Raw genomic sequence first — 26,163 nt, forward strand, 5'->3', positions numbered from 1 at the left:
GCCCCCGGCCCCGGCACGCCCCCGGCCGTCCAGGGCGGACCGGCCATGCCCGCCCTCCCCGCCGCACGCACCCCCGACCAACAGCAGCAGAACGACTGGGCCCAGCCCCCGAGCGGGCAGGCCGCGCCGGACGGCCCGTACGACACGGACGAGGGTCCGTACGACGCCTACGACGCGGGCGAGATGGACGACGCCCCGCAGCCCACCGGGCGGCGGCGGGCCCGGCGGCCGTTGGCCGACGAGCAGTCGGCGCCCGGCGGGATGCCCGCCATGGAAGAGGGCGCGCCGCAGCCGGGCCCCTGGCCGGGCGGCCCAGCGCAGCCCCAGCCCCAGCCCTCGCCGCAACCCCAGCGCCGGCCGCAGCAGTTGCCTGCCGAGGCCGGGCCGGGCCCCGACGCCTCGCAGGGGCGCGCGATCAGCGTGCGGACCTTGGGGCAGGGCGTGCCGTTCGCGCAGCAGGTCTCAGAGCAGCACCCGCACCACCCGCAGGGCCAGCCCCAGACGCCGTCCGGCGGCACGGCCGGGGCCGCGGCCGCGGGCAGGCGGCGCAAGCTGGCGGCCCGGTCCGACCCGGCGGCCGCGGCGGCCCCGGCCGCCTCGGCCGCCTCGGCCGAGCTCGAACCGGCCGGCCGCGCCCAGTCGCGCCCCCAGCAGGGGCCTGGACCTGGGCGCCCCGGCTCGCCCCAGACCGGGGGCCGCGCCTTCGCGATCGGCGCGCCCGACGAGGGCGCCGAGGGCCCGGAGCCGCTGGACGGGCCGAACGGCGCCATCGAGATCGTCGACGACCGCACCCCGCCGCCCGACGACGAACTGCCGCCCGAGCCGCTGGACAACCCGCGCCGGCTGCTCGTATGGCCCGCGCCGGACATGTCCACGCAGCAGGCGCTCAGCGACCGCGGCTACCGTCCGGTGATCGTGCACTCGCGCGAGGAGGTGGACGCGCAGATCGCGGCGTACCCGGCCGCGCTGTTCGTCGACCCGCTGACCGGGCCGATCACCCGTACGGCGCTGCAGTCGCTGCGTACCGCGGCGGTCGCCGCGGAGGTGCCGGTGCTGGTGACGGCGGGGCTGGGCCAGGCGTCGCGCGAGGCGGCGTACGGCGCCGACCCGGCCGTCCTGTTCAAGGCGCTCGCCCCGCGCGACAGCGAACAGCACCCGCCGCGAGTGCTGCTGATCGAGGAGCACCAGCCGATCTCCGAGGCGCTGACGGCGACGCTGGAACGGCGCGGTATGCAGGTCGCGAGGGCGGCGACGGACGCGGACGCGGTGGCGCTCGCCGCGCAGATGCGGCCGAATCTGGTGGTCATGGACCTGATGCAGGTGCGCCGCCGCCGGGCCGGGATCGTGGACTGGCTGCGCGGGAACGGGCTGCTCAACCGCACCCCGCTGGTCGTCTACACCTCCGCCGACATCGATCCGGCCAACCTGTCGCGGCTGAGCTCGGGCGAGACCGTGCTGTTCCTCGCGGAGCGCTCGACGAGCGCGGAGGTGCAGGGGCGGATCGTGGATCTGCTGGCCAAGATCGGCAACAACTGAGTCCGTACCGCCGTGGCCGCCGCCCTGGCCAGCCCATTCCGGGCTGGCTGGTGGGTGCGGTTATGACCCGGGCCGGTGATGACCAGGGCCGTTATGACCCGTCCGTGCCGGTGAGGCGTCGGACGGCCGTACGGAGCGATTCGCGCAGCTGTGCCGCGTCCTCCTCCGTCTCGCCGACGAGCAGATTGCGGAACTGCGACACGGCGACGGGCCAGCCCGCCAGCGCGCTGATGATGAACACCAGGTGCTCCGGTGGGAGGTACCGCTCGATCGCGCCCTTCTCCTGCGCGGCGGCGAAGGCGGCCGCCTTCGCGGCGTAGTACTCCCGGCGCTCCTGTTCGCGCTGGACCTCGAAACCGCCGCTTCCGTACTCCAGGCCCTCCCAGAGCATCAGCCGCAGCAGCTCGGGGCGCGCGGCGTGGTAGGCCATCAGCCGGTCCAGATAGCCGTCCGGGTTCTCGGGGTCGGGCGGGACCGCGGCCGCGAGGTCCAGCATGGCGTGTTGGACCACCTGCCTGAACAGCTCGGCCTTGTCGCCGAAGTAGGCGTAGATGAGCTGCTTGTTGGCCTTCGCCTCGCGGGCGATGCGATCGATGCGGGCGCCCGCGATGCCGTGGGCGGCGAACTCCGCGGTGGCCGCCGCGAAGATCCGGGCTTTGGTCGCCTCCGCGTCCCTTGTCGATGCCATGGAGCCAGAGTAACCAACTATCTGGTTGACAACGTCCTCCTGGAGCCCACAGACTCACAACCAACCAGTTAGTTGCCAGCCGGTACCCAGCCCGGAGCGAGCCCGCGCGGAGGTTTACCAGCGATGACGGGTACGAATACGGTCACACCGACACCGACCGCGACCAGTCACCCCACCGGCAGCGGCGCCGGGAGCCGCGCCCCTGCCACCCGTACCCGCACCTGGCGCGACGGCCCGCCCACCGGCGTGTTCCTCGCGGTCGTCGCCCTGTGCACCGCCGTGACCGCCGCCAACATCTACCTCGCCGCGCCGCTCCTCAACCTCATCGCCCGCGACCTCGGCGTCGCCCCGTCGGCCGCCGGGTGGATCGCCTCCGTCGCCCAGCTCGGCTACGCGGCCGGGCTGCTGCTCTTCGCACCCCTCGGCGACACCGCCGACCGCCGCCGCCTGGTCGGCGCGCTGTCCGCCGCGGCGGCCGCGGCCCTGGTCGTCGCGGGGCTGGCGCCGGGGCTGCCCGCACTCGGTGCCGCCGTGTTCGCGGCCAGCGCCGCCACGGTCGTACCGCAGCTACTGGTGCCGCTCGTCGCCGAACGCGCCCCTGCCGCGCGGCGCGGTCGCCACCTCGGCGTCGTCGTCGCGGGGCTGTTCGCCGGGGTGGTCGCGGCGCGGGTGCTGGGCGGTCTCGCCGGTCAGGCGTACGGCTGGCGCGCGGTCTTCCTCGGCGCGGCGGGCCTCACCGCGCTCATCGGCCTGGCGACCGCCGTACTGCTGCCCGCCGAAACCCGGCCGCGGACGAAGACCGACCCGCTGGCGGCCCTCAAGGGGATCGCCCGGGTGCCGCGGGTGCTGGGCGCCTCCGCCGAGCTGCGGAGCGCATGTCTGCGGCAGGCCGGGATGTACGGGGCGTGGAGCGCCCTGTGGACGGCCCTGGCCCTGCTGCTCACCGGGCCCGGTTACGGGATGTCCACGGGTACGGCCGGGCTGTTCGGCCTCTTCGGGCTGACCGCGAGCGCCGTGGGGCCGCTGGCCGGCGGGCTGGTGGACCGGTTCGGGGCGGCCCGGGTGGTCGGCTTCGCGTACGTGCTCGCCGCCGTCTCCGTACCGCTGTTCTGGCTCGGCGGCTCGTGGATCTGGGCGCTGTGCGCGGCGGCCGTGCTGCTGCACGCGGGGCTGATGGCGGGACAGGTGGCCAACCAGACCCGGGCCCTGACCGCGACCGCCTCGCCGGCCACGGCCAACACCGCTTATATCGTCGCGGCGTTCATCGGCGGAGCGGCCGCCTCCGCGCTCGCCGCGCCGGCGTTCGGGCACTGGGGCTGGAGCGGGGTGTGCGCCGTCGCCGCCTGCTGGCTGGCCCTGGGCTGGCTGGGCGCCGCCGGGCGCCCCGGCCGTGTCACGCGTACCGCCCGAACCGTCCGTGCCGCCCGTACGCGCTGAATGGTTTCGGGCGCATCGGGGCATGCAGGGGGGCGCGGCTGGTCATCCGCGCCCCCCTGTCGGCGGTCCGACCGAGCCGCGTCACGTTCAGCCCGGGCAGGCCGGGTGAGACGGGTCGGAGCAGGTCAGGACAGCTGCGTGACTTCCAGCTCACCGTCCGCGTACCGCCTGCGGATGACCTTCTTGTCGAACTTCCCGACGCTCGTCTTCGGCACCTCCTCGATCAGCGCCCAGCGCTCCGGCAGCTGCCAGTGCGCGACCCGCTCCGCGAGGAACGCCCGAAGCGCCTCGTAGCCGACGCCGGAGCCGTCCTTGAGCACCACTGTCGCCAGCGGGCGCTCCCCCCACTTCTCGTCCGGCACCGCCACCACCGCCGCCTCGGCGACATCGGGGTGGGCCATCAGGTGGTTCTCCAGCTCCACCGACGAAATCCATTCGCCGCCCGACTTGATGACGTCCTTGGCCCGGTCCGTCAGCGTCAGGAAGCCGTCCTCCGTTATGGCGCCGACATCGCCGGTCTTCAGCCAGCCGTCCGGCGTGAACTTGTCCTCCGGGCGGAAGGGCTCGCCCTCGGCCCCGCCGAAGTACGCGCCCGCGATCCACGGGCCGCGCACCTCCAGCTCGCCCACCGATGTGCCGTCCAAGGGCACGAGCTCGCCGTCGGCCGAGGTCAGCCGGTACTCCACCGAAGCCGGGAACAGGCCCTGGGACTCCCGGTACCGCCACTCCTCCTCCGCCGTGAGACCAGCGGGCGGATGGCCCACGGACCCGAGCGGCGAGAGCTCCGTCATGCCCCACGCGTGCACGACCCGGATGCCGTGCCGCTCCTCGAACGCCCTCATCAGGGATGGCGGGCAGGCCGCCCCGCCGATGTAGACCTCGCGCAGACTGGACACGTCTCGCGGCCTCGCGTCGAGCTCGGCCAGCAGCCCCTGCCAGATGGTGGGGACGGCGGCGCTGACGGTGGGCCGGACCGTTTCGATCATGTCGGCGAGCGGTCCAGGCTGCAGAAAGCGGTCGGGCATCAGGATGGAGGCGCCCGTCATGAAGGCGGAGTGCGTGGTGCCCCACGCGTTCGCATGGAACATCGGCACCACAGGCAACACCATCTCCTTCCCCGACATACCGAAGCCCTCAACGCTGTTGATCTGCATCGAGTGCAGATAGATCGAACGGTGGCTGTAGGCCACGCCCTTGGGGTCGCCGGTCGTGCCGGAGGTGTAGCACAGCGCCGCCGCCCGGCGCTCGTCGATGACGGGCCACGGGTAGCGCACGGGACGGCCCTCGATCAGCTCCTCGTAGTCGTGGACGGTGGCCCGGCAGCCGTCCAGTACGGAACGGTCTCCCGGCCCGGCCACGACCACGTGCTCGACGGACTTCAGCCCCGGCAGAAGCGGCGCGAGCAGCGGCAGCAGCGAGCCGTTGACGATGATCACGCGGTCCGCGGCGTGATTGACGACCCAGGTCAGCTGGGCGGCGGGCAGACGCAGATTGAGGGTGTGCAGTACGGCGCCCATCGAGGGCACCGCCAGATACGCTTCCAGATGCTCACAGTTGTTCCACATGAGCGAGCCCACGACCTGGCCCTCTTCGACGCCGAGCTCGTCATGCAGGGCGTTCGCGAGCTGGATGGACCGCAGGCCCACCTCGCGGAAGGTACGGCGCTGCGGCTCGCCGTCACCGGTCCAGGTGACGACCTGAGCCTTGCCATGCGCGAGCGCCCCATGGACGAGGATGCGGGTCACGGTCAGCGGTACGTCCTGCATCGTGCTGAACACCGGGGCCTCCAGGGTGCGGGTTTACACGCGGGTCAAGGTGTCCGCCGATTGTGCAGCCGACCGGGCGGTATGTCACTACTCGGTGGTCACCACACCGGACCCGCTCCCCTGGCTCGGGCAGGTGGCTCAGCAAATGGCTCAAGCAGATGGCTCAAGCGAGTGGCTCAGGCAGCCCGGGTGAGGGCCGGGTCCTCGCGCAGTTTGCCGAGGGCGCGCGAGACGGCGCTCTTGACCGTGCCCACGGACACTCCCAGCACCTCGGCCGTCTGAGCCTCGCTCAGGTCCTCGTAATACCTGAGGACGACCATGGCCCGCTGCCGGTCCGGCAGCCGCAGCACCGCGCGCCACATCGCGTCCCGCAACACCTGCTGTTCGGCGGGGTCCGGAGCGGGGACCGGATCCGGCTCGGGCATCTCCTCGCACACAAACTCGTCGACCTTGCGCTTACGCCACTGCGAGGTCCGCGTGTTCACCAGCGCCCGGCGGACATAGCCGTCCAGCGCGTTGTGGTCCTCTATCCGCTCCCACGCCAGATACGTCTTGGCCAGTGCGGTCTGCAGCAGGTCCTCCGCGTCCCAGGCGTTCGCGCTCAACGCGCGGGCGGTGCGCAGCAGCACCGGCCCGCGCGCCCGCACATACGACGCGAAGCACGGGAACGCGGCGGTGGACGCGCCGTTGCACACACTCGTGGTCATACCTCCCACGCTAGGAGCGGGCCGCGGGCCGGGGATCGGCCGTAAGTGCCGAAGCCGCCTCACCCTCAGGTTGTAGGGGTAGGGCTGGCACCACCTCCTGCGGGGGGAGGGGCGGCGCAGACGACGTCAGGGTTGTGCCCCAAGGGTGGGGCGGGGCGGGGGAGTCAGCCGATGATCGCCACGGGTGCGTCGACCTTGTTGCGGTCGATATGCAGGGTCCGGCCGCCGTGCTTCTCGGTGACATTGCCTACGTACTGGTGGATACGGCGGTGCGGATGCCAGGCGCTCTTGGGCAGGACCGGTTCACCGGACAGCGACGCCTTCCCGCTCCACCGCGCGAACCACATCACGGAGGGGAGGTGGTGTTTACCGGCCTCCCGGGCCTTCTCCAGATGCAGCACCCCCGACTCGGCGCTGCTGTAGAAGCCCGGGAAGTAGCCGTGTGAGCGCACTTCACGGCACCAGCCGCGAATGAAGGAGAGGGTGGTCTTGGCACAGCTGGTGCGCGTCTGGTCGTACGCCTCCATGTCGAGGTAGAGCGCGCTGCGCTTCTTGATGGCCAGCGCCTTGGCGCGCTTGACCGCGTCCTTGCCTTCCTCGCGCCCCTGCGAGGTGGGCTTGCTGCCGATGGTGACGTGCTTCTTGTTCGTGTTGCGGACACAGGGGGACTGGGAGCCGACGTAGATGGGCAGCACCCGCCAGCCGATGTCACGAGTCCCCCGCATCCAGGAGACGGTGAGGTTCGGCTGGTTCGGGCAGGCCCGGCCACGGCCGCCGTAGTAGACGCCGACCGCCCGGTACTTGGAGCTGCTCCACGCGCGCAGGGTCGCGAGCGAGGGGGCCTGGCAGGTGTCGAAGGCCCAGCCCTGGAAGACCTTGGCGCCCAGCGGCCGTGGGTCGGGGAGGGCCACCGCCGGGGAAAAGCCGGGGACTGCCGCCGGCGAGAAGCCGGGCACTGCCGCCGGGGCGAAGCCGGGGGCTGCCGCCGGAGAGGAGGCGGCGGAAGGGGCGCCGACGATCAGCGTGGCCAGCGTCGCGGACAGGCCGATCGCGCATCCGACGATCTTCCATCTGATCTTCTTTCTTCGGTCCATATGAGGAGTCAAGGTGCCGGTGGGGGGACCGGGCCCGCAGACACGCGCACGGTTCAGCCGTCTGCCCCGATGAGCAGCCCGGATGTCGGTACCCCGGTGCCCGCCGTGACCAGGACGCGGGCCGCGTGCGGGACCTGGTTCACGGAGGTGCCGCGTATCTGGCGGACCGCTTCGGCTATCCCGTTCATCCCGTGCAGATACGCCTCCCCGAGCTGGCCGCCATGGGTGTTGAGCGGCAGCGCGCCGTCGGCGACAAAGCCCGGGGCCTCCCCCCGCCCGCAGAAGCCGAACTCCTCCAGCTGCATCAGCACAAACGGCGTGAAGTGGTCGTAGAGGATGCCCACGTCGATGTCGTCAGGGGTCAGCCCGCTGCTGCGCCACAGCTGGCGCGCGACCACTCCCATCTCGGGCAGGCCGGTCAGATCGTCCCGGTAGAAGCTCGTCATCTGCTCCTGCCCCCGGCCCGCACCCTGCGCCGCGGCGGTGATCACGGCGGGCGGACGCGGCAGATCACGCGCCCGCTCGACGCTGGTGACCACGAGGGCCTGGCCGCCGTCGGTTTCCTGGCAGCAGTCCAGCAGCCGCAGCGGCTCGACGATCCAGCGGGAGGCGGCGTGGTCGGCGAGGGTGATCGGCTTGCCGTAGAAGTACGCGGCCGGGTTGGTGGCGGCGTGGCGGCGGTCCACGACGGCCACATGACCGAAGACGTCCGGAGCCAGGCCGTAGCTGTGCAGATAGCGCTGCGCGACCATGGCGACCCAGGAGGCGGGGGTCAGCAGGCCGAAGGGCAGCGCCCAGCCGAGCGCGGTGCCCTCGGCCGACGGCTCACGGTGCTGCACCCCGGACCCGAAGCGGCGGCCGGAGCGCTCATTGAACGCGCGGTAGCAGACCACGACGTCGGCGACGCCCGTGGCCACGGCGAGCGCGGCCTGCTGGACGGTGGCGCAGGCGGCTCCCCCGCCGTAGTGGACGCGGGAGAAGAACGAGAGCTCGCCGATGCCGCACGCCTGCGCCACGGTGATCTCGGGGCTGGTGTCCATGGTGAAGGTGACCAGCCCGTCGACGTCGGCGGGGGTGAGTCCGGCGTCGTCCAGGGCGGTCTGCACGGCCTCGACGGCCAGTTTCAGCTCGCTGCGGCCGGAGTCCTTGGAGAACTCGGTGGCCCCGATGCCCACGACGGCCGCCCGGCCGCCGAGCGTGTCGGCTCCGCGGACGCTCATCGTGCCTCCCCCCGCGGAGAGTCTGCCTCGCGCTGTGCGGAGTCCGCCTCGCGCTGTGGTGAGTCCGTCGCGCTCGCTGGGAAATCCAGGGACAGCCGCACGGTGACCTTGCCCATGACGTGGTTCCCGATGCCGTTGCGCCCGGTCACCGAGACCTCCGCGGTGCCGTCGATGACCGCCGTGACCTGCCCGGTCAGCACCATCTCGTCCCCGGGATAGTTGGGTGCGCCAAGCCGGATGGCGACCTTCTGCAGCCGGACGTGCGGCCCGAAGTGATCCGTGATGTACCGGCCGACCAGGCCATTGGTCGTCAGGATGTTCATAAAGATGTCCGGGGAGCCCTTCTCCTTGGCCGCCTCGGCATCGTGGTGGACGTCCTGGTAATCGCGGGAGGCGATCGCGCCGGAGACGATGAGTGTCCGGGTGATCGGAATACGCAGCGGTGGCAGCTCGTCGCCGACGCGGACCGTCATTCGGCCACCCCCGTCAGCTCATCGCCCAGCTCGGCCAGGAGCGCGGGCGCCGGTCCGAGATACGCGTCCAGCTGCCGGCCCCACAGAAAGTGCCGGTGGACCGGGTGCTCCACATCGGCGCCGATGCCGCCGTGCAGATGCTGGCCCGAGTGCACCACCCGCTTGCCCGCCTCACAGGCCCACCACGCCGCGGTGAGCGCATGGGTGGCGGCGGGCAGGCCCTGGTCGTAGCGCCAGGCCGCCTCGTACGCCGTGACCCGGATGGCCTCGGTGTCCATATGGGCGTCCGCCGCGCGCATCAGCACGCCCTGATGGGTGGAGAGCGGGCGGCCGAACTGCTCGCGGACCGCGGTGTGGTGGACCACTCGGTCGAGCGAGCCCCGGCAGACCCCGGCCTGCAGCCCGGCGAACGCGGCGCGGGCCCGGCCGAGCACATCGGCATGGGTCCCCTCGCCACCAAGCAACTCGGCGGGCGCGCCGTCCAGGGTCAGCCGGCCCGCCGCCCACGGCGCGGTGGTCTCAACGGCCTCGACCAGAACGGCGCCGGCCCCGTCCGCGACGGTCCCGGCGGCTTCGGTCCCGGCGGCGTGGACGTCGACCAGGAAGCAGCGCGGTTCCGCCCGTAACCCCGCAGAGGCTGCGGGGCCCGCGTCCGTACCCTGGGCCGCCTCCGCCTCATGGGCCCACACCACGACATCGGCCGGCACCAGGACATGGGTCGCCGCCCGGAGCCAGGGCACGGCGGGGAAGGCGCCGCTCAGCCGCCAGCCATGCGCCGTCCGACGAGCGGTGGCCACCCCCGAGCCGAACGCGCCCGTCGCCACCGCGGTGCCCTCCCGCAGGGCGGGCAGCAGCCGGTCGCGCTGCTCCGCCGTGCCATGGACGGCCACCGGCAGCAGTCCGTACGCACATGTCACCGCGAGCGGCACCTGGGCGGTGGTCCTGCCCTGCTCCTCCAGCAGCAGAACGAGCCCGACCAGGCCGATCTCCTCCACAGCGGCCGGAAGCCCCGCGGCGCACAGCGCCTTCCACAGCTCGGCGTCCGTGCCGGTGCCGAGGGCGGACAGCCGCTCGTGGGTGGACAGGTCGCCGAAGATCTCGGCCGCCAGCTCGCGCGCGGCTCGCTGCTCCTCGGTGGGCGCGAAGTCCATCAGGCCACCGCCCCTCGGAAGACGGGAAGCTCCAAATCGGCGTCCACGCGGATGAATTCCAGCTCGACGGGCATCCCGATGCGGACCTTGTCGTACGGCACCCCCGTGATGTTGCTGATCATCCGCACCCCTTCCGCGAGCTCGATCAGGCCTACGGCGTACGGAGGGTCGAAGGCCGGGAACGGCGGGTGGTGCATGACGACATAGCTGAACACCGTCCCGCCGCCCGACGCCTCGACCGTCTCCCACTCCTGGCAGCCGCACGCACCGCATCCGGGGAGCCAGGGGAAGCGGAGTGTCCCGCAGTCCGTGCAGCGCTGGATGAGCAGTCTGTGCTCGGCGACCCCCGCCCAGAAACCGGCGTTGTCACGGTTGATCACGGGGCGCGGCCGCCGCGCCTCCTTCGCCTCGGCTGCCCGCCGCGTCGGGGCGTACTTGAGGATGCGGAAGCGGTGATTTCCGACCAGCTCCCCACCCGCCCGGATGTCCATACGCGTCGTGACGAAATGGCCGGAGCCCAGTTTGGTGGTCTTGCGGGGCGAGACCGACTCGATCACCGCGTCGAAGGTGATCCGATCGCCCGGCCGCAAAGGGCGCAGATACTCCTGCTCGCAGTCCGTGGCGACAACCGAGGTGCAGCCCGCCCCGTCGAGGAGGGCCAACAGCTCGTCGTACGCCTCGGACCGGGCCGAGCCGCCCACATGGCCGGACAGCCCGCCCATCGTCCACACCTGCAGCATCGTCGGCGGTGCGATGGCCGGATAGGCGGGATTGGTGTCGCCCATCGCCTCGCACCAGTGCCTGATCATCGGCTCGTTGACCGGATCCTTGCCCTCGCCCCGGGACGCAGCCGCCCGGCCCTCGTACGCCCGCAGCCGCCCGTAAAAGTCATCAGCGCAGGAGCCGCCACCATCCGTCCGCTCACCGGCGGCCCCCTCACCGACCGTCCGCTCACCAGTCATCGCTGCCCCCGCCGCATGCCGAGCCGCATCGTGGCCACGATTTCCCGCTGTACCTCACTCGCACCGCCCCCGAAGGTGTTGATCTGCGCGGCCCGGTTCATCCGCTCGAGCTCGCCGTCGCCGAACGCGCCCGGCGATCCCGCCCGGATCAGCCCCGCTTCCCCCACAATCTCCTGACACATCCTGTACACCTCGACGGCGCTTTCGGTTCCCGCGAACTTGACTCCGCTCGCATCGCCCGGGCTCAGCGTCCCCGCCCCCACATCCCCCACCAGCCGCCAGTTGAGCAGCCGGGTGGCCGCCAGCCGGGCGTACGCCTCGGCGAGCCGGGACCGCACCCAGGGCTGGTCGGCGGGGCGCACGCCGGTCTGCGGATCCGGCGTGCGGGCGTGGGCGAGCGCCGCCTGGTAGAAGTCCTCGGCCTGCATACCGATGGCGGCGAGCGCGACCCGCTCGTGGTTGAGCTGGTTGGTGATCAGTCCCCAGCCGCCGTTCTCCTCACCCACGAGGTGGTCGGCCGGGACGCGGACCGAGTCGTAGTACGTCGCCGTGGTGGTCAGCCCCGCCACCGTCTCGATCGGCGTCCAGGAGAAGCCGGGAGTGTCGGTCGGCACCAGGATGATGGAGATGCCCTCGTGTTTGCGGGCCGCCGGATCGGTGCGGCAGGCCAGCCAGATCCAGTCGGCGTTGTGCGCGTTGCTGGTGAAGGTCTTGGCGCCGTCGATCAGCCAGTCGTCGCCGTCCCGTACGGCCCTGGTGCGCAGGGAGGCGAGGTCCGTGCCGGCCTCCGGCTCCGAGTAGCCGATGGCGAAGACGACTTCGCCGCTGAGGATGCGCGGCAGGAAGGTCCGCTTCTGCTCCTCGGTGCCGTACTTCATCAGGGTCGGGCCGACGGTGTTGAGCGTGACCATGGAGACCGGCGCGCCGGCCCGGTACGCCTCGTCGAAGAAGACGAACTGCTCGTCGGGGCCGCGCCCTTGGCCGCCGTACTCGACGGGCCAGCCGAGCCCCAGCAGACCGTCGGCGCCGATGCGCCGCAGCAGTTGCCGCTGCAGGGCCGGGTCATTCAGCAGCGCGGTGCGCGTCTCGGGGCTGATCAGATCGCGGAAGTAGCCGCGGAGTTCCTCGCGCAGCCGCCGCTGGCGGGGGGTGGGGGCGAGGTGCATGGGCAGCGGTCTCCCCTTCGCTCGACGGCGTCGCACATCCGGGCCGAAAGCTTTCTGACTATCCGTCAGATAATTCGACGCTGTCAAGGTCGCACGACCGCGGACAAGGCGGTGCGGCGGCACCCCAGTACCACCGCACGGCCGTATGACCTCAACCGTCCCCTGGAATCAATGAATCACTTCCTCCACGGTCGACAAGACTCGGAGAGACGCGCAACCAGAGTTGCCCAGCCCGATGATCGGCGAACCACACAACCCGGCTCATTACCACGCAAGCATGATTGAGGTGCGTGAGCGCAGCGCGCGTGGCGAGGGCGCACGGAAGGTTTAAAAGGGCTCGCCTACCTCTTACTTTCGGCCACCATCAGCGGCGACACCGCCGTCACGACCCCAAGTTGTACAGAAAGTGACCTGTGCGCTACGCGTTTCAGTGGGACTATCGTGAGGGCGCGACGAGACGCTCCGTGAGGGGATGGCACGGCCACTGGTCGGCGCTTCCGCACCCAGGCGGACAGTGAATCCGGTTTCCCGCTCTCCCCATGACCGGACGCTCGGCAACCGTGACAGCGACATCAGAGCGGGACCAGGGGGAGTCGTGCACGAGCTCTATGCACAGGGGTGGTTCGCACACTTCGTGTTACCCATGGGGCTCTGCGCGCTGGTCACCTGGATCTCGCTGGTGTACCGGTTCGCCGAGAAGGGCCGCCTGCTGGGGACCACGCGGTCGATGGCACTGTGCGGCACGATCATGGCCTGCACCTGCGCCGCGGCGCTGATCACCATCACGCTCCTGCTGCCCCACGCCGCCGACGTACCGCCCGCCGTGGCCGCGGCCGCCGCCGGGGGCGCGCTGGCCCCGCGGGTCCGCCAGCAGCAGAACCAGCAGTCCACCCCGCCTTTCGTCGCCGTGATCACCCTGGGAATCGCCGTGCTGCTCGGCCACCTGGAACGGCGGCTGGTCCACGACATGTACTGCCACTGCGAACGGATGGTCCGGGACTTCCAGGACATCGCGCAACTCCGCATGTTCGCCTTCGACGCCCGCGCGCACCTGTGCGGCTGTGCCCTGCAGACCAAGGACAAGGCGGCCATCGACGGTCTGTACGAAGACGTGGTGGCGCTACTGGACGAGGCCACGAAGGTCGAGGCCGAAGTCGAGGCGAACAGACGGCAGCGAGAACTTCAGGACTTCCCCAAAGAGCTGCACAGCCGGACGAAAGAGGAGACGGAGGACTGCCGGCAGGCCCTGGCCAAGGCCAAGGAAGCCTGCGTGCAGATGCTCGAATTCGGCTACAAGCACGGGAAGCGCAGCGGCGACAGGGACCTCATGCGGATCCGGCAGACGGCGATGGCCATCGAACCGCTCGCAGAGGCCCCCGCGCCACATCTGTGACGCGCCCCCCTCTTCAATGGGTATAGACGTACGCGTCGGAACCGCCGTGCCGCATCGTGGTCACGTCCTGCGGGACGGCCTTGGGCTCGGCGAAGCTGATTCTCACGTCGAGTTCAAGCGCCTCCGCCACAGCAGCAAGACTGCGCAGCGTCAGATTCTCGTCGCCGGAGAGGATCTGACTCACCCGGCCCGGGCTCACACCCATCAGCCTGGCGAGGTCAGCCCGGCTCATGTCGCGCTTGCCCAACACCCCGGCCACCTCCACGGTGGCCTGCCGAGCGAGCCGCTCACCGGCGGCGTCGGCGGCCTCCGCCCTCACACCTCTGCTCTTCCACGGCAAGATGCATCACTCCAAACTAAGCGGGTCGCCTTCCTGGCCTCACTCCTCGCTTCACAGTCTCAGGATCCCACCTTTAGCTTCAGCTAAAAGCCCACTTTCGGCTCAATCTCGCGAGCAGCCGCCGGATCGCGCCTCATTTCCCGGCTGTGACCTGCAACGACGGCAGGCACCATACGATTTCGGCCAGATCACGGCCGGAGCTTCCTTCGGCTGCCTCTACTACGCGGCCATCCGCCCCGCCGCCTCGCGTCGGCCTGCACGCTGCCGGACGAGGGCTGGGGCGAACCGGTGCTGTCCGGCAGCACTCCCCGCGTCGGCTCCGCCTGGACGGACAGCGGGGAGTCGTACGACACCAGGGGCCTCAAGCGACGGGCCCGTAAGACGACTCGGTCCGCGCCCACCCCGCCCGCCCTGGTGCGCCTCCTGCGGGCTCACACCACTAGAAGAGTTCCCTGACCGTCGGGATCAACAGCGACCCGGAAGCGCGATAAGTCCCGATCATCCCTCCACGGCCGTTAGACGCTAAAAGCGTTCAACGCCGGGAAAATTATCCGCGAATTGTCACGCCTTCTCGTTAAGTTCGCCTTACAAGCGATCCGGCCGGCAAAGAACCCGTCTTCTACTGTTAGCTTCATACGGCCGTAACCGTAGAACCAGGGGAGAATGAATTGCGCATCAAGAGAATCGTTCAGGGCGGAGTATCCGCACTGGCCATGGCGGCGTTCGCAGTGGCCATGGCGCCGGGCTCTGCTCAGGCGATTTCCTGGGACCACGGGCCGCTGTATGACGGCGGCAGGGCCGCGTCGGCCTACTTCGAGGAGAACGGCGACCATGTGAAGGTCTGCGACACCAAGGCCGACGGCAAGAAGGCGTGGGTGAACGTCTTCGACCACATGACCGGCAAGTTCTTGTACAGCCTCACCGACACCAAGAACGACGGGAAGTGCAGTTACCGGCACGCGTCGGACGGCGGCGTTTACAACCTTCCGGAAAACCACGACATTGGCTTCTCGGTCTCGAAGGAGCCCTCGGACAATACAGATTCCGAGTATTACGTGTACTTCAACGACCACTAGGAATCGTCCCGTTGAGTGACACCGAGCGGCAACGGCGGCGGCCGTTCCCGCTCGGCCGTCCCGCCCCTTCTCAAGCCATGCGGATGACGTTCCAGGAGAGATCTCCAGGGCGGTGCGGAGGGACGGCGAAGACGGTGACCGCGCCCGTCGGGGCGGAGTGAGACAACGCCAGCACAGAAGGGGCACCCCTTGGATCGGGGCCCCCTTCTGGCGTGCTCGTTCTCTCACCTGGGCGGAGGCTGAGGGATTTGAACCCTCGGTGACATCGCTGCCACGACGGTTTTCAAGATCTCTCGGCGGTACGGCGGCCCGGCCGCTCCGCCGCAGGTCAGACGGATGCCAGCACTCCGGCGGACCCGTCGTCATCGTCATTGTGCCCGCTGCGTGCCCCAGGCTCGTGCTCGTGCCCGCTGAGCCAAGAGTCGGCCGCTTCGGCCACCTGGTCATCGCGACCGGCGACCGGCCGGGCGTAGTGCCGGGTGGTGACGCTCGCGTTCGAGTGGCCGAGCCGGTGGGCAGCGGTCATCACGCCGTACCGGTCGGCGACCCAGGTCCCATGCGAGGCCCGGAGGTCATGCGGAGTCACGCCGGTCAGCCCGGCCGACGACACGGCGGGGTCGAAGTACGCCTTGCGCCACTGGTTGTAGCGAAGCGGCTTCCCGCCGGGCGTGGTGAACAGGAGCGCGTCATCCCCACCGGGCAGAGTCTCCAGGTGCCGGCCGAGCCGCTGCGCCAGTGAAGGGCCAACGCGAAGGAGCCGCTTCTGATGCGACTTCGGGGTGTCGAAGACCAAGGTGCCGTTCGCTTCGGCCAGGTTCCCGTCCACCAGGACGAGGCCGCCGGACACGTCGATGTCCACGCGCCGGAGGGCGAACGCCTCACCGACTCGCAGGCCCGCGTACGCGAGCAGCGCGATCAGCAGGTCATGAGGCTTGGCGGCACTCCGCACGATCCGGGAGGCTTCGAGCGGGGTGAGGATGTGCGGCTCGGTCTGCGGCATCCGAGGCAGCTTCACGCCCCGGCACGGCGTCTGCGGGATCATGTCGTTGTCGACGGCAGCCCGCATGATCTGCGACAGGACCCGGTACGCCTGCCGGGTGCGTGACGCGCTGAGTCCCTTGGACTTCATGCCGCCGACCCACTCCGCCACCGTGATCGGCCGGAGGCCGGACAGCTCACGGTCACCGAGCGCCGGGACGATCAGGGAGCTGATCAGGGACCGGTAGGAGGCTTGGGTCTTGTGCTTGAGCTGCGGGGAGACGGCGGCGAGCCACCGAGCCGCCCAGTCCCGTACGGTGGTCTGCCCTTCAGCCGGGTCGAGCCAGCGCCCCTCTTCGATCTCGATGCGCTTCCGGGCAAGCCACCGGTCGGCATCGGTCGAGGTGGCGAACGTACGGTCCGCAGGTCGCAGCACACCGTCAGGTCCCGGATAGCGCGCTTGGAAGCGGCCGGACGGGAGCTTGCGGACACGGCCGAACGCCCTGCGCGTCTTGCGCTTGCCAGCCATCAGGCAGCCCTCCCGAGGCCGTTGGGCGGCAGGGCGATCGGCTGCACCGTGTGTTCGGACACGTACGCTGCCAAGGCCCATTCAGGGATCCGGACGTGTCGGCCGACCTTCACGAAGGTGATGCGGCGTTCTTCGACGAGGCGGCGCGGGAACCGGACGCCGGTGCCGAGTCGTTCGGCGACTTCCTGCACGGTGAGCAGACGATCCACGGTCAGCGCCTCCCCGCCATCTCCGGTTCGGGCATGTCCGCCAGGGCTTCACGTGCGGTCTCTCGGTTCAGTCGGATCTCCTTTGCGATCGTTGCGGCGAGCCAGGATTCGCCGGGGGTGTGGCCGTGCCCGGCGTAGGACCAGTGGGCGAGCACGAGCGTGGAGCCCTCCGCGTCGGCAGGGTCCTCGGGCAGGCCCCTCTCCCGCCGTTCCTGGCGGGCGCGGAAGTCGGCGCGGACCTGGCGGCGCTCGGCGAAGGTCGAGGAGTAGCGGCGGGACTTGGTGAGGAAGTGGCCACGGAAGCCGAGCATGTGGGCCCAGGCCCAGAGCTTCCGGTCGGGGTAGTGCTGGTCAAGTGCATGACACGCCTGGAGAAGGCGACGGGTGTGACCGAGCAGGCCGGGCCTCTTGTCGAGTTCCGAGAGCTCCCCGATCCGGCGATCCACCGTGCCGGTGGACTCGGCCGCCTTGGTGGCGTACTTCGCCACGTAGGCGGCTACGGCCGACTCGCTGAGTTCCTGTCCGTCGGTCCCGATCGCTCGTACGTCCACCTGCGCGCCCCAGCGCAGGACACGCGCTGGGAAGTCTCCGGCGGCCCGGACAGGGACACGGACGCGACCGGCGGCGGCACGGATCGCATCGCCGAGCAAGCCGGTGCTCGCCCACGCGGGCGGGATGTCGTCGGGACCGGCCGGACCGTCCAGGCGCACGATGGCATGGAAGTGGATCGCACCGCGCTTCTGGAACTCGGCGACCTTGCCGAAGGAGATCCGGCAGACCTCCCGCAGCGTGGCTTGGGTGATCCCGGCCCGGGCGGCGATCTCCCGGCGCAGGTAGATCGTGAACCGGCGCCAGAGGTCACCGGCGTGGTTGTTCCACAGGACGGCCCCGGCGTAGTCGTATGTGTCCGCGTCCAGCGCCGTGCCGAGTTCGGGGGCGTCGTCGGCGTGGACGACACCGCAGCGGCAGCGGCCGGTGTCGGGGCGGTTGTGGACCGGGCCGAAGGAGGGCGCGGTGAGGGTGGCGAAGACGCCCGGGTGGACACGTACACCGTCAGGGACGCCCATGCGAGGGTCCCCGGTGAGCCCGGCCCGTATCAGGTGGTACGCGTCTCCCGCGTACGTCCAGGCGCACGAGGGACAGCGGGAGGCACGCCGGTTCCCGCAGGCCACCCGCAAACGGCCGCCCGGCTCCTCGGCCGTGGAGTAAGAGTGGAGGACGTCCCCGGTCCGTACGTCCCGGGTGACGGACGTGCCGGAAAGGTGGATCGGATCCGAGCAGCCCCCTGTACGGCGAACCTGCTCGCGCCAGCGGTCGAAGCCGGGCGCCGAAGCGACCCGCAGCAGATCAGCCAGGGTCACCGGGTCGGTGCCCACGGCGGCCGCAGGACCGGCCACGGCCTCCGGGGCTATCGGGAAGGCCGTCACTCGCCCACCCCCGGAGTGTCGATGATCTCGACTTCCAGGACCTTCGCGCCGCCGCAGTCGGGGCAGTAGAGCTGGAAACCGGTGGTGTCGTAGCCGCTGCCCGCGCAGGCAGGGCACTCCAGCCACTCGGTGGTGCCGAAGGCCGTACGGCAGGCGGCCGGGTCCTGGCAGCGTGCCTTGCCGCACACCGGGCAGGTGCGGACGGAACGGCGGACGATCTTCGGCGCCGGGACCCCGGTCCGGCGGTCGGGGTGGATCAGCGAGACAGGCATGATGGAGGCTCCCTTGGAAGAGGGGTGGGGCGGCGCATCTGCTTGGCGGTAGGGGCGCCGCCCTTCTTCAGGGAGTCTTTACCTCCCTAGGGAGATTAAAACTAGACCTCCCTAAGGATGTCAACGAGACCTGCGGATAGCCGTGAGTCGGGGGAACGATCGGGTATGCGTTCGTGCGTCCGGCAGGGGGTGGCGGGTAGGCTGACCACCCTAGGGAGCATCGAGGAGTGGAGAGACAATGCCCGAGACTGCGCGGCAGATCGCCGACGATCTCCGGGCGCGGATCGAATCCGGTGACCTACAGCCGGGCGATCGGCTGCCCGGTGAACCCTCCCTGGTGAAGACGTACGGCGTAGCCAAGATGACCGCCAACCAGGCCCTCAAGATCCTCGTGACCGAGGGACTCGCGTACGCCCGCCCCGGCTCCGGCACCTACGTCAGGGAGTTCCGGCCGATCCGGCGAGTGGCGAATGACCGTCTGTCCAAGTCCCGCTGGTCCTCGGGACAGTCCATCTGGGCCGCCGACGTCGACCGGCGCCCGCTGGCGACCGACGTCCAGGTCTACGAGACCGAGGCCCCACACCAGATCGGACGTCTGCTCAACCTCGAACCTGGCGCCCCTGTCCTCGTGCGCAGCCGGAAGTACGCCGTCGAGGACCGCCCGGTACAGATCGCGACCTCCTACCTCCCGGCCGACCTGGTCCGAGGAACGGCGATCTCCGAGCCCAACCCAGGCCCCGGAGGCATCTACGCCCGCCTGGCCGAACTGGGAGCGGAACCGGTCAACTTCGCCGAGGAGTTGCGGGCCCGGATGCCGAGCGAGGAGGAGCGCGCCGCCCTGAACCTGGCCGCCGGCACTCCGGTCCTGGAGATCTGCCGCACCGCCTTCACCGAGGACGAGCGCCCCGTGGAGGTCAACCAGATGCTTCTGGACGCCGGTTCGTACGTCCTGGAATACCGCCTGAGCAGCTGAGCTGTTACGGATTTCTCTACCTCATCAAGGCGGTCCGCCTTCGGCGGCCCGCGCGCGCTGGCGGCCATGGGCCGCCGCCGCTCCATGTCTCCGCCACCGCTGCGGCGGCCCCAGCCGCTCAGCGCGCAACACCTCCAGACGAACAGCCGAGCCCAGAGGTACGCAACCGGTCCAAGCGCCATAACCCCACCGAACGCGGTCACACCGCGTAACCAATTCCCGCTCCGCAGCCGCGTCGACAACGACCAGGCTGGAACGAGTACTGCCGCGACGCATAGGAGAAGCGTGGCTAGGGCCAGCACGAGGTTACTGGAGGCACACGTGGCGGGTGCTCGCCCGGCACACCCGCCGTCGTGGCTGACTTTCGGTGGCTCAGGCCAGAACTGGCTGGCAAACCTGACCGCGCCGAGGCCCAGCAGGCGGACGCTAGCCGGACCTTCCTTGCCAAACTCATCTTGCCCTCTGGTCAACGTGACTGCACGTTCCCAGCCTGCCATCCTATTCTTACTCAGCAGATCAAGGCCAGGGCAGGGATCACATGACCAATGACCTGAACATCACCAAGGCAGTGGCCAAAACACTGGCCACGCCGCTGGATAGGCTGCCCTCCCTTATAACTGACAGGTCGTTGGAGCATTCACACGAGACGGTTGCCGGGCTGGTGGGGCTGACCTCGAGCCCACGGACAGCTATCCCAGTAGAGACAATTACGATGCCCAAAAAGAAGTTCGGGCAGCGCCCAATCGTCATTCCAGACGTATCAGCCCGCTCCCTATTTGTTGCCCTGATAGATTCGATCGAAAAACATCTAGAGCCCGACAGTCGCGCCGGCGGAAAGTGGGAGGCTTATGAAGATTTCGCCAAGCAGTCACCCAGTGAGTACGTAGTCGAAATAGACATCGCCGCCTGTTACGAGTTCATCGATCACGAAATCCTTCATCGTGAACTTCTAATTCGAACCATGAACGCCGATAAGGCTGAGGCGATACGCTCCTTCCTAGAAAGGTGCTCCTTTAACAATCGAGGGCTTCCTCAACTTTCTTCGCCCAGCGACAGGCTTGCTGACCTCTACCTGAGCGTTCTGGAGCGTCGTCTGATGCGGCACAAGTTGGACATCTTGCGGTACGCAGACGACTTTCGTGTCAGAGTCGACAGCTGGGACGCCGCAAATGAGGTAATCGAATACGCAGCGGAATACGCCCGCGATTTGGGGCTGATCCTGTCCTCGGATAAAACAAAAATCTTCAGGGTAGATCGGTACAAGGAACGCCTTGACAAAGAACGGGAACTCCAGCAGCGGTACCTGGACCGAGCGAAGGCGAAGCTCACTTTGGTTCAACTAGCTGGCAGTGACTACGACGTCGAATTCGTGGAGATACTCCCGGCTGAAGAGGAAGCACTCATTGCTTCCATGCATCGCATAGTTGACGACTGGCACAGTCATACAAAGCGGGGAAAACCTGACACGGAGAATCAAGCCGAAGTAGCACTACGCAAGATGATTCCGTATGCACTGACAGCTCTTCAGAAAGATCGGCGTATCGACGCCCAGGTCTTCACAGATCTTATATACCGAGACCCGTTGCGGCTTGAACGGGTCTGCAAGTACGTCCTCAGCCGCATGAAGGGATTCGACGAGGCAACCGAGAATTGGTCACTGCTTCGTAGCATAGTGCAGGCTGGGAAAGTTGGCCCATGGGCCCGTATTTGGCTCCTTCACGTGGCGGGAAAACTTCCTGCATGTGACACCGCTGATGCCAAATGGGTTCTCGACTGGGCTCAAGGCCAGTGTAATGACCGACACGAAATCGTCAGAGCCGAGGCCGCCTGGGTGTCAGCAAAGTTCGGCCTTTTCACCGACGACATGGCAATGTCTCTACTCAGAGAGACGACGGCCATCTCAGAGCACGGCATAGCGGCGTCTATGGGACGCCAGGGCACGCTCAACAGGTCAGTTGTCAACTCCGTGATCAGCGGACGCCCTATCAATAAGGGCGCATATGAGTGGGGGCAACAGAATTGAATTCGTGGAGACTCACAGATAGCGGCGAGAATTCACTGAGGAGAATCACCCCACTCGGCACCCGTCTATACAATGAAGGGGATTATGACGGTATTCGATCCTCCGTCGTATCTTGTGCCACACTGGTTGAGGCTCACGTAGACAAGGTGCTTAAGCGTCTTTTCGATTCAGACCAAGCCATGAGCCTTCCTTTGGGGAGAAAGCTGCATGCCGAGGTTGAAGATTCCATCTACCGATCGTGGGAATCCAGACGCAAATGGCTGTCCTCTGCCTTCGGAGTGAACATCACTGGCGACAAGCCAACTCAGGATTTCAACGCCGTCATCGATCTACGGAACTGCATTGTTCATGGCGATGGACGTCTGACCGACCTGCAAGTTGCGAAGCATAAGGACTTCTTCCGCATCAGGGAACAGCTTCCCAGAGTTTTGGGAGTGGGGCTGAACGGTCGCTCGGTTATTCTCACCCCAGAAACTCCCCTCAAGTCTGCCACTGTATCCCGAGATTTCATACTCCACTTCGACCATGCAGTGTTGAATGAATTCTCGAATCTGTCGATTTGAAGCATAACGCACTCATACCTATAGGGCTTGGCATCGGTTAGAACAATCGAACGGCTTGCCAGTTAGCGCCTGCGAGCACGTACATCATTTTCTCCTGTCAGCCGGTCACGTGCTGCGGACGGAACGAGTGGGGAGCCCCGGGGATGGGTGTGATCCACGAACATCACGGGAGGGGCTAAATCAGCGAGGTGGACGTGAAAGACCCTGCGTCATCTGCGCGAAACTTGGCGGGTAATTCATGAGCGCCTTACGGATTCGATCAAGCGCCGAATCAAAGAGTACGGAGTCGGAAGCTAGTTTGAATCGGTGAGGCGGAACCACACCTCCCCTACTCAGAAACTCTCCGAAGTTCACTACTTTCCCATCACGGTGCCGCAGAGGATTCTCAACCTTTTCAATCAAGCCAAACCTAGCGAGCATTAGATGCGATTCATAGATGTCTCGCGTGATGTTGTACAGCCATTCCCTGTCCCGCTCCGTGCAGTACACCCCCCGCCCCTCATGCGCCCCGGGAAAGCGCCCGGCTAGGTGTCGCAGCACAAGGTACATGCGGATCTCCGAGGGTGTGAGTAGGTACACCCACCCACTCGTGAAGAAGTGCACCGGCACAGATATAATCGCCGGAGGCCGCTCGTGTCGATCCGGAATGTGATACTCATTTCTTTCTGGATCTAGTAGCCCGGATTCATGCAGCAACATCAATGGCGCTGGATTGTCCACGTCTCCGACGTCACGGAGTACCAAACCTTCATCGGCGAGCCTTTTGATTGCCGACTTGATTTGACGGATGCGATTCTGCGTTGCCGTCACCGGCACAGCGGCATCCATATTTTGCTTCGCCATTGACACCACCAGTCCGGACCACGAGTTCTCATTGCCGGCGCCAAAAAGAGGTAGCGGACAGGGGCCCGCCTGGCCAGTGCGCCTCCTGGTTTGGGCCTCGAACAGGGCTAGCAGATAGACCTGCAAATTGATACCCCGGGGTGCCGAAATCCGAGCTATCGGAGGTGGGTTGTACGGATGCCCCGTGATGAGTGCCGATCGAATCCGCACAGCCGCGAGTGTGCCGGCCCCTCGCGCCTGGAGTCGGTGCAGCGCAGCCTTGGCGTGCATGAGGCGCCCTTCCAGGGCTTCCAAACCATGCATTCGCACTGAACGGCGAGTTGCGTTTCTCGGCACCCTGTCCCCCCATCTGACCCTTTGGCCCGCAACGGTCCATGGCGTTGACCTGCAAGTTTCCCCGTACGGCTTTACAAACTACAAGCGGGCCAAAGGGTCTGAACTACGGGGTGAGAGGTTACTGACCCTTTGGCCCGCAACGGTCCACGGTACTGACCTGCAAGTTTCCCCGTACGGCTTTACAAACTACAAGCGGGCCAAAGGGTCCGAGGTGAACTCACACAGGTTGCCTTGTCATGAAGCAGAGTGACGACACGTCGAACGACAAGCGGCCCCCCGGGGCAACGGGAGGCCGCTCTCACCCAGTTCGTCATCGCATCCCACGAAGAAGGTGTGTGTCTCAATGAATGTACGGGTCCTGGGCAAGGCTGCCCACCGGTTCCGTCCCCCCATCTGGACGATCACGCTCGGACTTGTGACGCTCGCGGTCGTCTACAGTGTCTCGATTGTCCCTAGCCTTGCTTTGCCGATCAGCACGGGAGTCGCTGTGCTGGGAGCAGCTACACCTCTGGTACGGAGCACGCAGCAGGGGAGGAGGCAGGCCACGGAAGCCGTAGTCGACGAGTAGGCGTGAGTGCCTACTCGTGCCCGGTCGTCCGGCGCACCTGCCGTCGTGGCTGTCCTCGGCTAAGGCTCGTGCCACAGCCGTGCCAGATGCAGGGGTCAGTCACGGTCAACGAGGGTGTCTCGCGATTGAGTTGCCGACAGCCTCACGAGGTATCGAAGCCGCAGGTCACCGGTACGAAACCTCAGCATCTCTCCTAAAGCGGTAGTCAGCGAGTGCCCGCAGCCGACCGGGACAGGCCCCAATCGCCAAGTGGTCGCCTGACGCCAGCCGTGACGCCAACGGCCCCGCACTCCGACGCCACCAGCGGACGTCGGCGGACCGCCGAGCCATCCTGCCCGGCCGCCGTGCCGCGCGCCAGCAGCAAGCACCTTGGCCGAGGAGAGCACCGTCGTGGCTGGGGGTCGGCTCCACGGCTTTACCCACCTCCCCGGTTCGGGTCCCGCGTCGAGCAAGACCAGGGGGCCACTCGTGCTCATTGCGGGCAGGTCCAAAGCCTGCCCGAGTTGCCAACCAGCGTACGGCCCCCTGATCATGCTCGACCCCAAACCGGGCAGGACACCGGCCAAAGCCGCTCCACCGACTCGGGCACGTGCCCCTCGCGTGCCCGGTCGGGCGGGAAACCACAGGGAACAGCGGCCAACGGCAGGCAGTGGACAAGGCGAAGGCCCCCGACCTCGGTTGCAGGTCAGGGGCCATATAGCGGCGGAGGCTGAGGGATTTGAACCCTCGGTGACATCGCTGCCACGACGGTTTTCAAGACCGTTCCCTTAGGCCGCTCGGGCAAGCCTCCTCGCGCCGGGCCCGCCTGGGGCGGCGCGGGGATCAGCCTAGCGCGTCAACTGTCACCCTTGCGCTGTCCCAGGGTGACCTCGGTCGTGGACTGTTTGCCGTCGCGCTTGTAGGTGATGGTGACCTTGTCACCCGGCTTGTGGGTCCAGATCTCGCTGATCAGGGTCGGGCCGCTGTCGATCACCGTGTCGTTGAGCTTGACGATGACGTCGCCGGCCTTCAGGCCGGCCTTGTCGGCCGGGCCGCCGGGGACGACCGCCTGGCTGCCGCCGGCGCCGTTGCCCGCGATGGTGGCGCCGCCGCCGGTGTCTTTCATGTTGACCGTGGCCTCGATCACCGGGTAGACGGGCTCGCCGGTCTTGATCAGCTGCTGGGCGACGTGCTTGGCCTGGTTGATGGGGATGGCGAAGCCGAGGCCGATGCTGCCGGACTGCTGGGTCTCGCCGCCGAGGCCGCCGCCGTTGCCCGCGGACTGGATGGCGGAGTTGATGCCGATGACACCGCCGTCGCCGTTCAGCAGGGGGCCGCCGGAGTTGCCGGGGTTGATGGAGGCGTCGGTCTGCAGGGCGCTCATGTACGAGGCGTTGCCGCCGCCGCCGTCGCTGGAGGCGACCGGGCGGTTCTTGGCGCTGACGATGCCGGTGGTGACGGTGCCGGAAAGGCCGAAGGGGGCGCCGATGGCGACGGTGGCGTCGCCGACCTGGACCTTGTCGGAGTTGCCGAGCGGGAGCGGGGTGAGTTTGGCGCCCGAGGCGTTCTTCAGCTTGACGACGGCGACGTCGTAGCCCTGGGCGCGGCCGACGACCTCGGCGGTGTATCGCTTGCCGTTGGAGAAGGTGGCGGTGAGCTTGCCGTTGTCGGCGGCGGAGGCGACGACGTGGTTGTTGGTGAGGATGTGGCCCTGTGTGTCGTAGACGAAGCCGGTGCCGGTGCCGCCTTCGCCGTTGCTGCCCTGGGCCTCGATGGTGACCACGCTCGGCAGGGTCTTGCCCGCGATGTCGGAGACGGAGCCGGGCGTACGGCTCTCCGACTTCGGGTTGCCGAGGGCCGAGATCGTGGTCGAGTCGCTGCTGTCGCTCTGGTCGGCGGCCCAGTAGCCGATGCCGCCGCCGATGCCGCCGGCGACGAGGACGGCGGCCAGGAGGGCGGCGACGAGGCCGCCGGAGCGCTTGCGCGCCGGGGGCTGGGAGGGCGGGGCGGGAACGGTCCCCCATGGGTCGGCCGGGCCGCCGGGGGAGCCGTGGAGGGCCTGTGGGCCGTCCTGGGCGGCCTGGCCGCCGCCTTCGGCCCACCACGCCGCCGTACCGTCGGAGCCCGCGGCCGGGTCGGGGAGGGGGTGTCCGGCGCCCGAGGCGACGGGGGCGCCGTCGGCCGCGACGGCCGGGGGCGCGACGGCCGGGGCCACGGGTGGGGTGGGGGCCGGGTGCGCGGGTTCGGGCAGGCGGGATCCCGCCGCCGACTCGCCCGGCGGGCCTATGGGCCCGGACGGGGCGTCCGGGGCCGCGCCGACCGCCGGCTTGAAGTCTGGCGCCGGGGGCACGGCGGGGTCGGGGTGCGGCGTCGGAGGTGCCGGACGCGACCCGGGCTCAGGCGGAACGGCAGCGCCCTCGTTCTCGGTGCTCACAGCTCTCTCCTCATGTGCAC

22 protein-coding genes, 1 tRNA gene and 1 pseudogene are annotated in these 26,163 nt (G+C 68.6%); 8 read left to right on the top strand and 16 right to left on the bottom strand.

Annotated features, from left to right (window positions below):
* Positions 1-1,536 (top strand): annotated as a pseudogene (locus ACWDSL_RS29955) (response regulator); the annotation flags it as partial.
* Positions 1,537-1,627: 91 nt separating this feature from the next.
* Here the strand turns inward: ACWDSL_RS29955 and ACWDSL_RS29960 are convergent.
* Positions 1,628-2,224 (bottom strand): TetR family transcriptional regulator, encoded by a 597-nt coding sequence (locus tag ACWDSL_RS29960; protein WP_089507293.1) that lies wholly within the window; start codon positions 2,222-2,224, stop codon positions 1,628-1,630.
* 123 nt (positions 2,225-2,347) lie between these two features.
* Between ACWDSL_RS29960 and ACWDSL_RS29965 the strand changes: the two genes are divergently transcribed.
* A complete protein-coding gene (locus ACWDSL_RS29965) occupies positions 2,348-3,661 on the top strand; it encodes an MFS transporter (RefSeq protein WP_450490656.1) in 1,314 nt (437 codons plus the stop codon).
* A gap of 125 nt (positions 3,662-3,786) precedes the next feature.
* Here the strand turns inward: ACWDSL_RS29965 and ACWDSL_RS29970 are convergent, their stop codons facing one another.
* The 8 genes from ACWDSL_RS29970 to ACWDSL_RS30005 form a co-directional block, all read right to left on the bottom strand.
* Positions 3,787-5,439, bottom strand: a complete 1,653-nt coding sequence (locus tag ACWDSL_RS29970; protein ID WP_450490658.1) for a long-chain fatty acid--CoA ligase — start codon at positions 5,437-5,439, stop codon at positions 3,787-3,789.
* Between the two features lie 164 nt (positions 5,440-5,603).
* A complete protein-coding gene (locus ACWDSL_RS29975) occupies positions 5,604-6,134 on the bottom strand; it encodes a SigE family RNA polymerase sigma factor (RefSeq protein WP_089507296.1) in 531 nt (176 codons plus the stop codon).
* A gap of 164 nt (positions 6,135-6,298) precedes the next feature.
* Entirely contained in the window at positions 6,299-7,228 is a 930-nt protein-coding gene (locus ACWDSL_RS29980; RefSeq protein ID WP_450490660.1) for a DUF1906 domain-containing protein, read from the bottom strand.
* Positions 7,229-7,281: 53 nt separating this feature from the next.
* On the bottom strand, positions 7,282-8,448 hold the full coding sequence (locus tag ACWDSL_RS29985; RefSeq protein ID WP_450490662.1) for a lipid-transfer protein: 1,167 nt from the start codon (positions 8,446-8,448) through the stop codon (positions 7,282-7,284).
* Entirely contained in the window at positions 8,445-8,921 is a 477-nt protein-coding gene (locus ACWDSL_RS29990) for a MaoC family dehydratase (protein ID WP_450490664.1), read from the bottom strand. The genes ACWDSL_RS29985 and ACWDSL_RS29990 overlap by 4 nt, the downstream gene beginning before the upstream one ends.
* Entirely contained in the window at positions 8,918-10,072 is a 1,155-nt protein-coding gene (locus tag ACWDSL_RS29995; protein WP_450490666.1) for an acyl-CoA dehydrogenase family protein, read from the bottom strand. The genes ACWDSL_RS29990 and ACWDSL_RS29995 overlap by 4 nt, the downstream gene beginning before the upstream one ends.
* Positions 10,072-11,034, bottom strand: a complete 963-nt coding sequence (locus ACWDSL_RS30000; protein WP_450490668.1) for a bifunctional MaoC family dehydratase N-terminal/OB-fold nucleic acid binding domain-containing protein — start codon at positions 11,032-11,034, stop codon at positions 10,072-10,074. The genes ACWDSL_RS29995 and ACWDSL_RS30000 overlap by 1 nt, the downstream gene beginning before the upstream one ends.
* Positions 11,031-12,200: an acyl-CoA dehydrogenase family protein gene (locus tag ACWDSL_RS30005; protein WP_450490670.1), complete on the bottom strand. Its 1,170-nt coding sequence runs from the start codon at positions 12,198-12,200 to the stop codon at positions 11,031-11,033. Before ACWDSL_RS30005 ends, ACWDSL_RS30000 begins: the two co-directional genes overlap by 4 nt.
* A gap of 595 nt (positions 12,201-12,795) precedes the next feature.
* On the opposite strand from ACWDSL_RS30005, the gene ACWDSL_RS30010 reads away from it, so the two are divergent.
* Positions 12,796-13,593 (top strand): hypothetical protein, encoded by a 798-nt coding sequence (locus ACWDSL_RS30010; RefSeq protein ID WP_450490672.1) that lies wholly within the window; start codon positions 12,796-12,798, stop codon positions 13,591-13,593.
* Positions 13,594-13,606: 13 nt separating this feature from the next.
* On the opposite strand, the gene ACWDSL_RS30015 is transcribed toward ACWDSL_RS30010, so the two are convergent.
* Complete coding sequence (locus tag ACWDSL_RS30015; protein WP_450490674.1) at positions 13,607-13,912, bottom strand: helix-turn-helix domain-containing protein; 306 nt, start codon at positions 13,910-13,912, stop codon at positions 13,607-13,609.
* A gap of 689 nt (positions 13,913-14,601) precedes the next feature.
* Between ACWDSL_RS30015 and ACWDSL_RS30020 the strand changes: the two genes are divergently transcribed.
* Positions 14,602-15,009, top strand: coding sequence for a hypothetical protein (locus tag ACWDSL_RS30020; protein WP_450490676.1), 408 nt, complete (start codon positions 14,602-14,604; stop codon positions 15,007-15,009).
* Between the two features lie 328 nt (positions 15,010-15,337).
* On the opposite strand, the gene ACWDSL_RS30025 is transcribed toward ACWDSL_RS30020, so the two are convergent.
* From ACWDSL_RS30025 to ACWDSL_RS30040, 4 genes are read right to left on the bottom strand one after another with little or no spacing between them, the layout of a single operon-like run.
* Positions 15,338-16,516, bottom strand: coding sequence for a tyrosine-type recombinase/integrase (locus ACWDSL_RS30025; RefSeq protein WP_450490678.1), 1,179 nt, complete (start codon positions 16,514-16,516; stop codon positions 15,338-15,340).
* A complete protein-coding gene (locus ACWDSL_RS30030) occupies positions 16,516-16,731 on the bottom strand; it encodes an excisionase family DNA-binding protein (RefSeq protein WP_450490715.1) in 216 nt (71 codons plus the stop codon). Before ACWDSL_RS30030 ends, ACWDSL_RS30025 begins: the two co-directional genes overlap by 1 nt.
* The gene (gene repSA / locus ACWDSL_RS30035) at positions 16,728-18,152 is read right to left on the bottom strand and encodes a replication initiator protein RepSA (RefSeq protein WP_450490680.1); all 1,425 of its coding nucleotides are present in this window, start codon (positions 18,150-18,152) and stop codon (positions 16,728-16,730) included. Before repSA ends, ACWDSL_RS30030 begins: the two co-directional genes overlap by 4 nt.
* A complete protein-coding gene (locus ACWDSL_RS30040; RefSeq protein ID WP_450490682.1) occupies positions 18,149-18,424 on the bottom strand; it encodes a hypothetical protein in 276 nt (91 codons plus the stop codon). Before ACWDSL_RS30040 ends, repSA begins: the two co-directional genes overlap by 4 nt.
* Positions 18,425-18,662: 238 nt before the next feature.
* Here ACWDSL_RS30040 and ACWDSL_RS30045 point away from each other — a divergent pair, with 238 nt between their 5' ends.
* From ACWDSL_RS30045 to ACWDSL_RS30060, 4 genes are all read left to right on the top strand, one after another.
* Positions 18,663-19,397, top strand: coding sequence for a GntR family transcriptional regulator (locus ACWDSL_RS30045; protein ID WP_450490684.1), 735 nt, complete (start codon positions 18,663-18,665; stop codon positions 19,395-19,397).
* 538 nt (positions 19,398-19,935) lie between these two features.
* Entirely contained in the window at positions 19,936-21,420 is a 1,485-nt protein-coding gene (locus ACWDSL_RS30050) for a reverse transcriptase domain-containing protein (protein WP_450490687.1), read from the top strand.
* Between the two features lie 179 nt (positions 21,421-21,599).
* Positions 21,600-21,983: a hypothetical protein gene (locus ACWDSL_RS30055; protein ID WP_450490689.1), complete on the top strand. Its 384-nt coding sequence runs from the start codon at positions 21,600-21,602 to the stop codon at positions 21,981-21,983.
* A 687-nt stretch (positions 21,984-22,670) separates the two neighbouring features.
* Positions 22,671-22,829 carry a hypothetical protein gene (locus ACWDSL_RS30060; protein WP_450490691.1) on the top strand — a complete coding sequence of 53 codons (159 nt, stop codon included), beginning with the start codon at positions 22,671-22,673 and terminating at the stop codon, positions 22,827-22,829.
* Between the two features lie 1,604 nt (positions 22,830-24,433).
* Here ACWDSL_RS30060 and ACWDSL_RS30065 read toward each other — a convergent pair.
* Both ACWDSL_RS30065 and ACWDSL_RS30070 read right to left on the bottom strand, forming a co-directional pair.
* Positions 24,434-24,520, bottom strand: a tRNA-Ser gene (locus tag ACWDSL_RS30065).
* Positions 24,521-24,565: 45 nt separating this feature from the next.
* On the bottom strand, positions 24,566-26,143 hold the full coding sequence (locus ACWDSL_RS30070) for a trypsin-like peptidase domain-containing protein (RefSeq protein WP_450490693.1): 1,578 nt from the start codon (positions 26,141-26,143) through the stop codon (positions 24,566-24,568).
* Between the last annotated feature and the right edge of the window lie 20 nt (positions 26,144-26,163).

This window comes from Streptomyces sp. NPDC000941 (assembly GCF_053599555.1).